Origin of the sequence: Anaerofustis sp. (assembly GCF_019420015.1) — a bacterium.
Taxonomy (GTDB): Bacteria; Bacillota; Clostridia; order Eubacteriales; family Anaerofustaceae; genus Anaerofustis.
In genome coordinates, this window is the sequence record NZ_JAHZIA010000043.1 from 11,957 (window position 1) to 25,499 (window position 13,543).

A 13,543-nucleotide genomic window follows, 5' to 3' on the forward strand; every position below is an offset into this window, starting at 1 on the left:
ATATCATATACACTCAATCCTCCATTAAGAGCATCAATAACTAAATCAGTACATTTATAAAAATGAAATAACCGCCTTACTTTTAATGCTAAATCTTCAGTTACTTCTCCTTCATAATTCTGTAAATATATAATATTTGAAGTGTATGTATTGTTACTGGAAGGAATCGCACTATTAATAATAACACAACTTGCATCGTTATTATTTTTAGTAGAAGCCATAAGAGCAACATCTAATGACAATATTCTTCTTTCGTTTAATGCTAAATTCGGGACTTTAACCTTTGAATTTTCAAATGGATATATTGCAGTTTTTAATTTTCTCTGTTTTGATATATTATCAAATGTAAAAAATGCACCTTCAATATCATTGTGTGGTAAGCAACCCATTTCCATATCAAAAGTAGATTGGTCGAAATCACTCTCTGACATTTCTTCTTCTATTTCACTTTTTTTCTTTAAACCTTCTTTAATAGCAACCTGATATGGTAATGCACAAACAAAATACTTCATTTTATCACTTAACAAATTAGCAGTAAAAGCTTTTGATTTTTCATAACTCCAATGTGATACAAACCAACAAGATGACATATAAATTTCAATATTTGACTCTAAATATTTTTCTTGATTGGAATATTCTGGTCGATTTAAAAAATTAGGTTGTCTTGGTGTACCCAAAAACCTTTTAATAACGGTATTTATTGTATTTTTGTCAATCATTCTAAATTCATCTATCACAATAACATTAGCTCTCGCACCTCTACCAGAATCAGAAGCTGTAACAACCCTTATCCATGAGCCATTTCTAAATTTAATAAAAGCAGTGTTTAAACCAAGAGAAGATTCTTCTATTTCTCGATTAAGATTATCTGAACCCCAAGTAAAATTTTTACAAAAATCGTCTATAATTTTAGATAAAACTTCATTAGCTTGTGTTCTTGTTCCTGATGCAACACAAATTTTTGTCTTAGGAAATAGGATACACCTAACTACGCAGAACAGAGATGTTAGCCATGTTTTTCCAATACTCCTCGCAGCCCAAAACATAAAATGATTATTGTGCATCATTTCATACAATAATATTTTTTGAAATAATTTTAGGTTTATATTCAAATATTCTTTTACAAAACGCTGTGGGTTATGCTAATGTCGGTAGAAATTTCCCCAATATGCAACACCCTGTAATATGCGTTCAGATTTCTCATTTGCTAATTGTTTTTCACTTTTTTTACAATTTTCTACCAATTAAACCACCACCTCTATTTATCATTTATACTATTTCCAAAAATAGCATCGAATAATGCTTCAGAACTTTCATCTCCGCCATATTCAGGCTTGGTGGCAGTGTATTTTTTCATAAATTTTGTATACAAATTAGAAAACGCATTTTTTATTCCCATCATTTTCGCAAGGTGTCCACGAAAAAAGGTATCAATGTATAAACCTATATTATCAACATCTTTTAACTCCTCATCAATTTCAGGAAGCGGTCTTGTATTCTCATATTTGTCAATAAGTGTTCCAAATGTTTGTGTATCAGCCATAGTTTCAGCAACATTTTGCTTAGGTTGAAGATTTAAAGTGCCAAGATAATCTTGAAATGACCTATCTAAATCTTTGGTGTCTTTGCCTTCTCGTCTTGCTTTTAAAATATCTAATTGTTTAAAACAAAGATTTTTAAATAATTCTTCTTGTGCTTTTGTCCTACACTCATGCCTTGAAGTCCAATCATCGAATTGACTCTGTAAGAATTCATAATCTTTCTTAGAACCCAATCCATATCCAAAAAGTTCAAGAGTTTTTTTGTCAACTGAATCTTCTAAATTTTCATCTAAATCAATATCAGCATTATTAATATTCGTATCATTATCTGTATTTTTATCTTTTCGTGATTCATCTATTGTACTATCATAATCTTTTTTTAGATATTGATATTTTGTTATTCTTTTTAAATATGCTGTTATAAAACAAACTTTATTACCATTACTTTTCATAACAGAATTAAAAACCTTATCAGAATAATAAAGATTGTACATCATACACAATCTTTTTGTTGCTTCTTTGTCAGGTTCTAAATACTTAAGTTTAGTATACTTGTCCACATAATCTGTATATAATCCCTCTAAGCAACTTTTGCAAATAGGAATATAACCATTGTAAGCACCATAAATTTTATTGCTTGAAATCCAAAATCCTTTATCCGCTTCAGTGCTTGTTTTTACTAAACCACAAACTCCGCAAGCCATAGACTTAGCTCTTTTGCATATCTTAGCTTCGCCTATAATTTCTTTTTTTTCTAAACTTTTTAAAAAATCAACTTCTCTTTTCGCATCTCTTGCTGCCATAATACCTTCACCACCTAATAAACTATTAAATGTATAGTTGATTTAATATGATATATCTTTTATTTATTAATTTAATTTTAAACTATACTCACAAATCTTGCCTTTGCCTTCTTCAAAAACAAGTAATTTTCCAGAAGCATTAGAAGTTTTATTTAATGAAAGGGAATAAGTATCTACACCTACAATAGAAGGAATATTAATTACTTCAGAATTAACACCAATCTCCTCACTTTTTGAATGATGTAAATGTCCTGCGATTAAATACTGTATTGAAACATTATGAATCTTAGAGAAATCCTTTAAAGCCCTTTCCATATTTTTAATTTCACCATGTATACCCATAATTGTATTTCCTACAAGTGTATCATAAATATAACCTGTAGGATTTTCTATTAAGGTAAAATTAGGATTGTTTTCTAATCTTATCTTGATAAATTCTTTTACAATTTTACCCATATTATCTTCTGTAAAAGTTCCTTTTTCTTGATTTAACATACGCAATTCAGTGTGATTTCCATTTGTCATCTGGTATCTCACTCTAACATATTCAGTTAATTTGTTGAGCCAATTTGTAATGAAATTTGAATATTGAATAGTCCCGTCAACAACACCATATTTTAATTTCATAAGTTGTGATACCCTAAGACAACCATCAGAAAAATCACCTAATGAATAAACATTAAGCGTATCAATGTTATCTCTTTGAATGATTTCTATTACTTGATTAAGTAAATCCCACATTCTATTTTCAAAAATTTCAGGATTATAAGAATTAATTATGTTTCCGAGTAAATCTCTCAATTCAAAAGTGACACCAAAATGTTCATCGCCCCAGATTAAACAATATGCCTTATCGTTATGCTTAGGCTCTATGTAATTTGGCACTCTCATTGGAGAAAGATTATTTATTGTTTCGCAAATCTTTTCGGTGATTAATTCATCTCTTGCCGTTTCACGAAGCCATTTATTATATTCTATTTTTTCTGTTTGTAATTTAATTCTTTCTTTTCGTAATTCTTGAATTTTATTTTCTAAATCATCTGCTTTAGAAAAAACTTTATTTTTATTTTCAGACACTAATTTAGATTTTAAATATTCAGTTCTAAATTGTCCTCCAAAAATAGTAGTAGAAGATTTTCTAATTGTATCGGCAGCACACTGAATATTATATTTCTCTTTTATTTCAGACCAATCTAAATCATTGATACCTTCTATCTTGTTAGAAATATCTTTACATACCTGTTCATACATATCAGGTGTTAAACCATATTTCAACAATTCTTTCTGAAAATCGTAAATTTTTGTCAACTCCTTTATAAAAATAAAAACAGTCAACTATAAATAGCTAACTGTTTAATGTTTATTTATTTTATTTTTGACTCGCAAAGAGTATAGTTTTAATATTTATTGCAAGATATGTACTTTATTGAACATATACTATTGAATCTTCATTCTACTAAATACAATCTTCAGATATATTCAGCCACAAGGGAAACAGGTATGTGCTATAAGTAGCGACCTTATAACATTCCTGCCACAAATAATTTCAAGCCTTGATAGGAATGATTACCTACACCTTTCAGCAACAAATCATTAATATCAATTTCCTTTATAAAGTATCTTATAAAATCTATTTCTCGCCTTTGCCTACTTAGAACCTATACACATCTTATACACAAGTTTCCTTGCTTCACAGCGAAATAACTTATGGTATTTCCGAGGTGTGAAATCAGTAACCAACTAATTCCCTAACTTGGATTCTTCATCATCTGATGCGTCTATTGCGTTACCGACATGATAGTTGCTTTTATCTGCGATTATAATAGTGCTACACCTTTGATTTATTGATTCTTTTTAAACATCACTGCATAAAAAACGGTAATTTCCACAAGTATCCTTGTTTCGTATACTACCGACCATTTCAGTATACCTCAGCATAATCTGCGAAATTATGTTTTCACTGAGATAATAGTATATATTCACTAAAATACATATCCTATTTTTATGGTGTCAGTAATCAGACTTGAACTGATACGATATTTCTATCAACGGATTTTAAGTCCGTTGCGTCTGCCTATTCCGCCATACTGACATATATTCGGAAGTTAAGTATATAATTCAACTTCCGAAGCAAGAGAATAAAGAAAGGTGAAAGAATTTATTATATAATCAGTTAAATTAACTGTTTATACCTTATTTGGTTTGTATATTAAGTTTTTCGTTATAATATCTTGTAACATTAACTTTTGCTTTAATACCACCTTTTGTAGTAATTACATCTTCAGAATAATTTAATTTTTTCTCTTTAGGTTTATTATAAATACCTTCTATGGTAATGCCTTCAAAAAGTCTAATTTTTAAAGGATTTTCTTTTGTGTTATTTTCAGATGTAGTAGACAATATTTCAAAAATTTTATTTTCAAGATTATTATATGTATCTTTGACAAAGTTTTCATCAATAGGATTTGCTAATTCACTTTTTATTATAGCAATTACTATTGATTTAGCTTCACCTGTTAAAAAACGAGAATGTTTAAAAGCCTTTACTAAAATATCTTCAATAGTTTCAACTATATTACATTCTTTTGATAGTTCTTTAATTAAATTTGCTTTTGTTATATCTTTATTGTTATTCTTGTTATCTACAGTTTTATATTTCAAATAAATACCTCCGTTTGTTTGCAAAATAATCTAAAATAGGAAGAAAGCTAAAGGAGTAAACGCTCTCTTCCTATTAAAAAGACATTTTACGATTCTCCCTTTGTTTAAACAACCATATTTTATTGTTGCTTAATTTTATTAAAATAATTACACAGCCTTATTTTATGGTTATATATTGCTAATTTTAAACTATATATTATCTTTATTATTTTGCTTTTGCTTTTTTACTATAAATTTTCTATTTATCTTTTCTAATTTACTTTGACATTCAACGCATCTACAAGTGTTTTTATTATTATAAGGGATATAAAACAATTTATCGCATTCTATACACGAAACCAATTTGAAATGCAACTTAAAATTTTTAGAAAGGTTATTATAGATATTTTCACCATAGCAAGCCCATAATAAATCTTTATATTTGCTTTTTTTGATACCATATAAATATTTTACTAAAATATCAGATACATCATCTTCGTCATACCCAAATTTAGAAAGTTCAAATTTAACCTTATCAATTATAGACTTGATTAAAAGTTCTTGCTTAATTTGTGATTTTCTTAAAAATTCAGTAGAAACTTTTCTATTAGAATCTATCTTATAATGATAATTTTTATTTAATTCTATATATTTAACAAGTAATGGTTCGGTTTTATCTGAAATTATTTTATTATTTTCATCAAAATAAGCATCAAATTTAATATCTGGATTTTTCATCAAATAAGTATAATCAATATCTTCAAGTCCAAGCTTTCTACAATTTATCCTTGGATTTGGAATAATATCAAATAACCTATTAACTATACTTTTATTTTTAGGTTCTACTTGCTTTCCCAAACTGTCTTTCGCATATATAAAAAAGTGTGGTAATTTTTTATTCGTATATTCTTTTAATATTTTGGCTATTCTTTTAGGTCTTGTCGGCATATATAGTGTTTTAGCTCTATCAATAACATAATTATTTTCCATACATAGTATTTTCACCATATCAATAGCTTCTTGCTTTTGTTCTTCATTCCCACTGATAAAAATATCACTATTCCATATTTTAGTTATATTATTGCTGTATTGTCCTATATTTGAACCTGTAAAGGCTGAAATTAAACCATTATAAATAGTTTCATTATTCAATATCGTAGCGTGTGCTTTTTTCATATCATAATAAAGAGGAACTATATTTTTCATATTTCTTTTAGCTATATCAATTATTGTTTTATCTGAAATAACTAAAAGTTTATCACCATCAACATCTAACATCAAAATTTTAGTTATTAAATCATGACTACTTGTATAAATGGCATTTGTAACAAACCATTTTCTCATATCCTTTTGAACATCATAATTATCAATATAAGCCATATTTTTTCTAACTGCGTGTTCTTTATATAAATGAGGACTTCTAAGACAATCAAGTTCTGAACTGTTTCTAAACAGCCAACAAAATACCTCGCCATTTTCGAGCAATCCTTTCGGCTTATCTATTCCTAAAAACCAATGCTCACAAGCTGCATAGAAATCAGGTAACACAAATGTATACTTGCCATTAACTTCTAACTTACCAGACCTATATCTTTTAAGCAAACAATCTTTAGTTTGACGAATTTTCATTTTCAAATATTCATCGTTAATTAAATCTGGATAAAGTTCAATAGATTTTTGTAATGGTGTTTTGAATTTATTTGATATATCTATGCCTAAAAGATTTTCAACATTTTTAAGAGAAGAACAAAGATTATTAAGCTTAGTGATTGACTTGTTGGCTATTTGTAATAATTCAGTATCACTTACATCTGTAAGTGTCTGTAACATTTGATAATTTATTTTACTATTCTTAATCTTATCTTCTTCCATATTGGTATATCCTGTTATACAATGATTTTCTTTATATTTATCTTTATAATCTTGCCAAGAATCATAAAACTTCCAAAGCTTGAATTGAGATTTTGTAATTATAACTTGTATATCATCTTCTAAAACATTCCATTCTTTGCCATAAATATCCTTAATAATAGGGGAACAATTATGCTCGACAATAAACATTTTAAAGTCAAATACACCTAAAAGCCCCTTTATCCAAGGTGGTCTAAACATCTTATTTCTCTGTTTTTCACCAAAGGCGTTAGGCAATATCATTCCAGCACCATCAGTATGGGGGATAGGCACTTTACCTTGCTTTCTTTCAATCGTATAATCTATGTCATTAACAAAGTCATAAGTTCCAAAAACATTGGTTTCAAAATCATCAATTACTATACACTTATCAATATCAAAATTCTTCCATTCATCTGTCGCAGAATTGCTTAAAGCAGTATAAGCTAAATGCTTATTTGAATTATTTCCACCTTTTTGATTTATTATATCTAATGTAAGACCACACATAACCTTTTTTTCAATACTTTTCCACGTTCTCTCTCTAATAAAAACACATTTCTTTTGCCTTATTTGACCTGCTGATGATGTGAAATATATATATTTTTCTCCTTTATATTCAAAGCCAAAATAAATAATATCTTTAATAATATCAAAATAATAAGTTTGAACTACCATAAAATCATCAGTAAACTCATTAGGTGTATTTTTTAAATATCTTGTTAAATTAGATTCAAAAACTGAAATAATATTTTTATCAGATAAAGTATTTTCATTAAGTGTTCTTGTATGATGTTTACCATTGGTCTTAATATTTTCAGAAACCTTATTAGAAAGTAAGCTTAAAAGTTTATTCTTTGTATTTTTAATTTTTTCTTTTTTTAAGTCAATAAGCTTAGTGATGTCATCGGATTTCTTATTTAATTCTAATCGGGTAATTTCATTAATATCATTACTATTCAAATACTTTTCGATTTTTGACAATTTATTTTGCAATTCATTTCTTTCAATTTTTAATTTATGATTGAGCCAATGCAATTTCTTTTCTCTTGCCGTATAGAAATTACCTGTATCAACACTATAAACTTGAATTTGCACATCTAAAGACATTCTTTCACCTCATTATTTAACTATCAATTATATATTTCTAAATAATCAACAAGTGTTGAAAAATTATGTAGGTATTCATAATAATCATTTTTTCTATATTCTTTGTAATGTATAATTCTATTGTCCTGTGGAGGATAAAAGTCGCACTCTTTTAAAGTTAAAAATTTTGACAAATATGCTTTAATCTTCTTTTCTTCTATAATGTTATTCATTTTTTCACCTCATTTTATCTTTGCTGATATACTCTGTTATTTCGTTCACTTAAACTTGCCTTAAATTCTTCTGAATAAATTACACAAGGAATATTTTTCTTAACTATGTAGTTTTCAATTTCTTTCATATAATATTGCTTTCCTTTTGCATATTCTCTATTACCTTCTCGTTTAGCATAATTAGTAAAGATAATTTTTTCACATCTCCACATTCCATTGTTATCAACATTCCTTGGTAAAACTTGATGATGTATTATTTCCAGTTTTTCTAAAATTGAAACGGCTTTTGAAACAGTAGTTTCATTAATTCCTAAATCTTGAGCAATATATTTATAATGACTTGCAAAAACTTCAGGCGATTCCTTTTTTCTTTTTTCCATAGAAATACCTGCGATATACTCTACACAGACAGGTCTATTAAAAATCATCATTCTAATATAAGCCAAGACAAGCATAATATAACTTATCTCAGTTGTAGGATATTCTTTCTTAAAATTAATTATTTTTCTTATTTCATCTGTATAAATAGCCGCCAACTTTTTTTCTTCTAAAACCTTTTTAAATTTTTTGGTAATTGATATTGATAGTTTTGTTGCACCTTTAATTTCAGTAATATCATTTTCAATTTCAATATAACCCAATTCTTGAAGTACTTTAATATCATTAATAACAGAGTTATTGATACCATTTTTATGTCTATCTGGTATGTAGTTAAAAAAGTTAATAATATTAGTTGCTTTCTCGATACTGTTTTTACTATTCTGCTTGCTTGCAAAATAAAAATATGCAAGTAATCTATGTATACTCATATTTAAACATTCACTGTTGATATTTATTTTTTCTCTATAAGAAAGTGTGTTGGGTACTTGATTTACAATAATTGAATACGGTACGAATACACAATAAGCATCACTGTAACTCATAGTTTTGTAAGTTGCATATTCTGAGATATAATCTGCCCAATTTTCTGTTTCCTGAATTTGATTTGTTGACATATGCTGTTCTCCTTTAAAATTATTCAAAATGGTAGAGTTCTCCTGCTGAGAGAATTTGACTTCTCATGCACGAAAAATCGTACACTATATATATCTGCTTTTTGAGGTATGAATTATAACAAAAAAATAAGAACCACAAAAATAATTGTAGTTCTTGTAATCTTTATATTGTTAATTTTAGATATATAGATATTCAATGTATATATAATAAATATAATTATTCTACTCAAACTTCACCTTCTTAGCTCAAATCCAAACTCATCAACTTTTTCCCATATATATAAGTAAATGAATATACTCTCTCCACAAATTTATCCACGCTTTTAATGCCTCATTTTCGTGGATAGACTATATTCCTTAAATATATAAAATAAGATTATATAAATATTATAACGGTCTGAAATGAAAAAATTGAGGTTAGAGGGTGAAAATTGAGGGTGGAATGAGAAGATTTTAAACGAATAAATAGAGCTGATTTGAATTGAAATTTAAGTATTTAATTTAGATTGAATATCTGGTATTGTTTTAAGTTGTCTTACTAAGAAGATTAACTATCTCTAAAAAGAATAAACTCCAAATAAAGATGAACTCTTTCTTGAGGATTGATATTATCTTTGGTTAGGTTCTTTTATTTAGTTAGATTAAATTCTTAATTAGGTCTACTATTTTTAAGAAATTATTTATGCTTATTTAGGTTTCTGATTAGATAACATTTAAAATCATTTCTTTTCTAAAAAAACCTATGCTACGCTATATATTTTTTGATTGTAACACTTAGGTAGTATAACTATACTATTTAAGTTTAAAGCGTTTAAAAGGCTATTTTCTGTTACTCTACATTGAAAGAATTAGGTATGGTGTTTTAGGATTTTATTATGTTGAGCTTATTAAGTTTATCTTATTTACACTCCTTTAGATTTTTTATTTAGATAATGTTTTTAGATAATGTTTAAGTGTGTTTTATCAAAAATTATATTTTTATTAAATAATTATATTTTTATTAAATTGTATTTCCTGATGTTTTCAAAAAAATCAAAATTAACACAAAAATAATATTTTGAGTTTTAAAACAAAAGTAACATTTTAATAATTAAGTTAATAATTAAGTTCATTTTTTCAACGAACAAAATATTAAAAATAAAATAATGAATAAATTTAAAATGAATAATTATGATAAAAATAAAAAATTATAAAAATAAATTTTAAAAAATTATAAAAATAAATTTAACGATTATAAGATAAATAATTTACATCATAAAAGAATAAAAATAGAATATAAAAAAGAATAAATTTGAGATTTAAGGCTATTTAAATATGCTACAAATTATGGTTATTTTGAAATCAACCTTATGTAAAAATAAATAATTCTTATTTTTTGGTTATTTATTAAAAGCATAATTTAAAAATAAAAATAAGATAATTTCATTTAAAACTATATAAAGAAAGAGTATGTTGAATCGTTTTAAGCAAATTTATAGAATTAATTTTATTTAGGTATATTTGGAAGTTATAGAACATAATCAGAATTTAGAAATAATATTAAAGTTATTAAATTCTTATTTTTAAAATATATTTCCTTATTTTATAGGTATTTAAGAATAAGAAATAAGTGTTCCAGTTAATTATGTTAATCAGGGGGGTGGGAATATATAAACTATTTGATATGATTAAATATAGATAAGTCATAAAAATTATATGTCTTATTTATTGAGATTAATATAAAATAAATGATTAAAGAGTTATTTTAATTCAATTTTAATTTTGGTTGAATTTTGGTTGTTTGCAAAAATAAACGAAAATAAAATTTAGAATATATAAAAAGTATAAAATTAAGGGTGCGATTTTTAAGAAATACAATGTAAATAGGGGAGATTTTTAAGATTTTCAAGAAAATTGTAGAGATAAATTGTTGAAATTTAGTCAAAGATTACTTGACTTTAAAAATAAAAAAAGAGAGGGGCGTTGTGCAGGAGATGTGGGGAGTAGGTGATGTGTAGATGAGGCACTTTATGGGTTTGGGCAAAAACAGAAACACTTAAAAAATGTAAAACAGGGGGCATATAACATAAATTTAAAGCTATAAAATGTAAAAATAAAAAATCATAAAAAGCGATAATATGATTTTTTTTGAAAGCTGGGTAAAAGCTCAAAAAATATTATTTATAAAGTTATGAGCTACAACAGATTTTCTTTTTATTTTTTGAAAGTCTAAAAACTTGAAAAAGTATTGTAATCTTTATAAAATTAGCCACTACTAACTGTACTATGTGATATAGTACAGTTAAAACACAATACATCGCATTACATAGTAAAAACTATTTATACAAATATCAAATTAAATTATACTCAAGTCATAATACCAACTTATAATTATACACAAAAATATAATAAATATACATACTTTATACACTCAATAACCGCTCAATGTATACATTATAATATAAATTATCTAATACGCAACACTAAATAAATTTATATAAATCAATCTAAGAACTAAGTCAACCCTATCAAATAAGCATTAACAAAAATAATACAATAGTAACATTATAGCAATATTTAAGTATATCTTATAATTAATTTATCTATGCTCTTTTTCCCATTTTTCAATACATTCATCAATAGCCCTATTTATAAAAGCGTTTAAGCTCTCCCCAGTATGAAGTATAACATCTTTTATACAATCTTTCTTACCTTTTTTAACAGTAAATGTTATTTTATCGTATGTTTTAGCATTATATCTTTTATTTGCTTCTTTTTTTGCTTCTGATAATTTTCCCATAATAAAAATCATTCCTTTATTTTTATATAAATTAACTAAAATAATAATTAAATAATAGCTTATGTTTGTATATTATTTTATCAAAAAATAAGAAAAAGCTATTGACATACACTCCAAGTAGTGTTATAATATAATCAAGATAAAGAAAGAGTAAAACAAAAAATAAAATTAAATAATAAAGCAATAAGAGCAAATCAGGCACAACAAAAACGATAAACTTAAGTTACTTTAATATTTAATTTTAAAATCTAATTGTTAATATCTTAGCTCATACGCTACAATTAAATATCATTGGTTTAATTGTTATCTTATTTAGCAAAGTTTAGTAATAGTTGATATAATAACTTAATCAACTAAAATCTAATGCACCTTGACAATTTAATAGAGATACAATACATTTTGTATCGGCGAAATTTGCGGGGACAGCAAGTAATACTTGCAAGAGTAAATCAAGAAAGTTTGTGTATTGTAAGTTGGTATAGTATACTAACATCTTTTATATTAAATCTCTTATATTTATTTATGGCGTTTGTTTGGTAGTCGCAAACTAAAATAAGACTACTACCAAGCTTTATTTTTTTGAAGCTAAAAACTTTAAAAGTGTTGACTTTTACTTGCATATATGATATAATATATGCAAGTTTAGGGGGGATAATAATGCAATTAAAATTATCAAAACAAGCTCAAAAGTATCTTGATAGTGTAGATAGTAACACACGAAAAAAGCTTTATAAGGCACTTGAGCAACTTTCTAAACTTGAAGGAAACATAGTCAAGCTTAAAGGTACTAATAACTGTTATCGTTATAAAATCGCTCATTATCGTATTTTGTTTAAATGGGATAAAGGCGATATAATGATAACAGTTGTCGAAATCAACACACGAACCAATATAAAATATTAAGAGGTGATTATTTATGAAAAAAGATTTAACACAAGAAGAAATTGAAAAGCGTTTTAAAGAAATAAACGCAAGAGAGCAGGAAGAGCCAACTCCTGAGGATTTAATAGCACTTTCTAAAGCTGATTTAGAAAGTGCCGAAGATGCAATTACACTTGAAGAATACAAAACACAAAAAGAATATAGCGGGAGGTTGATGATTCGTATTCCTAAAGAGTTGCATCGTGATTTGATTGAAGCTGCTAAAAAAAATGGAGTAAGCCTAAATCAGTATGCAATGTATAAACTTGCCAAATAATAAAAAGTAACAAGTAAAATAAAAACTCTATAATGTGATAGTTTACCAGACAAGCCACATTATAGAGCCCCAAAAAAACATAAGGAAGCTATAATTAGCGATAACCGCCTTTATTGCGACCTTATCAAAAAGGTTATTATACCTTTTTACACCTAAGCAGGCTATAAAATACAAAAATATCAATAGGCTATAAAAATAGCTATACTGTATAATTATATCTTAATACTACTTAAGCTATTTTTATTATAATTGATGTTTCGTTTTTTGTCAAGTAAAAAATCAAAAAAATTAGAAAGAGGTTGTTATTTATGAAAAATAAAACTACAAAAAAGGCTATTATGCTTGCTTACAGGAAGTGAGCGGCAGTACGCCGGG

General features: G+C 26.2%; 10 protein-coding genes and 1 tRNA gene. 2 read left to right on the top strand and 9 right to left on the bottom strand.

Going from position 1 to position 13,543, the window contains the following annotated elements:
- From QZ357_RS07560 to QZ357_RS07600, 9 genes are all read right to left on the bottom strand, one after another.
- Positions 1-1,067 (bottom strand): terminase large subunit (locus QZ357_RS07560; RefSeq protein WP_290774144.1); only part of this gene is annotated, 1,067 nt, incomplete at its 3' end.
- A gap of 191 nt (positions 1,068-1,258) precedes the next feature.
- The gene (locus QZ357_RS07565; RefSeq protein WP_290774146.1) at positions 1,259-2,344 is read right to left on the bottom strand and encodes a hypothetical protein; all 1,086 of its coding nucleotides are present in this window, start codon (positions 2,342-2,344) and stop codon (positions 1,259-1,261) included.
- A 66-nt stretch (positions 2,345-2,410) separates the two neighbouring features.
- Positions 2,411-3,619 carry a hypothetical protein gene (locus QZ357_RS07570; protein ID WP_290774149.1) on the bottom strand — a complete coding sequence of 403 codons (1,209 nt, stop codon included), beginning with the start codon at positions 3,617-3,619 and terminating at the stop codon, positions 2,411-2,413.
- A 730-nt stretch (positions 3,620-4,349) separates the two neighbouring features.
- Positions 4,350-4,436: transfer RNA gene (locus QZ357_RS07575), tRNA-Leu, on the bottom strand.
- A 101-nt stretch (positions 4,437-4,537) separates the two neighbouring features.
- A complete protein-coding gene (locus QZ357_RS07580; protein WP_290774152.1) occupies positions 4,538-5,005 on the bottom strand; it encodes a hypothetical protein in 468 nt (155 codons plus the stop codon).
- 189 nt (positions 5,006-5,194) lie between these two features.
- Positions 5,195-7,984 carry a hypothetical protein gene (locus QZ357_RS07585; protein ID WP_290774155.1) on the bottom strand — a complete coding sequence of 930 codons (2,790 nt, stop codon included), beginning with the start codon at positions 7,982-7,984 and terminating at the stop codon, positions 5,195-5,197.
- Between the two features lie 23 nt (positions 7,985-8,007).
- Positions 8,008-8,196, bottom strand: a complete 189-nt coding sequence (locus QZ357_RS07590; RefSeq protein WP_290774157.1) for a hypothetical protein — start codon at positions 8,194-8,196, stop codon at positions 8,008-8,010.
- A 14-nt stretch (positions 8,197-8,210) separates the two neighbouring features.
- The gene (locus tag QZ357_RS07595; RefSeq protein WP_290774160.1) at positions 8,211-9,191 is read right to left on the bottom strand and encodes a hypothetical protein; all 981 of its coding nucleotides are present in this window, start codon (positions 9,189-9,191) and stop codon (positions 8,211-8,213) included.
- Between the two features lie 2,578 nt (positions 9,192-11,769).
- Positions 11,770-11,970, bottom strand: a complete 201-nt coding sequence (locus tag QZ357_RS07600) for a hypothetical protein (protein WP_290774163.1) — start codon at positions 11,968-11,970, stop codon at positions 11,770-11,772.
- A 657-nt stretch (positions 11,971-12,627) separates the two neighbouring features.
- Between QZ357_RS07600 and QZ357_RS07605 the strand changes: the two genes are divergently transcribed.
- Both QZ357_RS07605 and QZ357_RS07610 read left to right on the top strand, forming a co-directional pair.
- Positions 12,628-12,873 carry a type II toxin-antitoxin system RelE/ParE family toxin gene (locus QZ357_RS07605; protein ID WP_290774166.1) on the top strand — a complete coding sequence of 82 codons (246 nt, stop codon included), beginning with the start codon at positions 12,628-12,630 and terminating at the stop codon, positions 12,871-12,873.
- A gap of 13 nt (positions 12,874-12,886) precedes the next feature.
- Positions 12,887-13,168 carry a toxin-antitoxin system HicB family antitoxin gene (locus QZ357_RS07610; RefSeq protein ID WP_290774169.1) on the top strand — a complete coding sequence of 94 codons (282 nt, stop codon included), beginning with the start codon at positions 12,887-12,889 and terminating at the stop codon, positions 13,166-13,168.
- Positions 13,169-13,543: the final 375 nt, after the last annotated feature.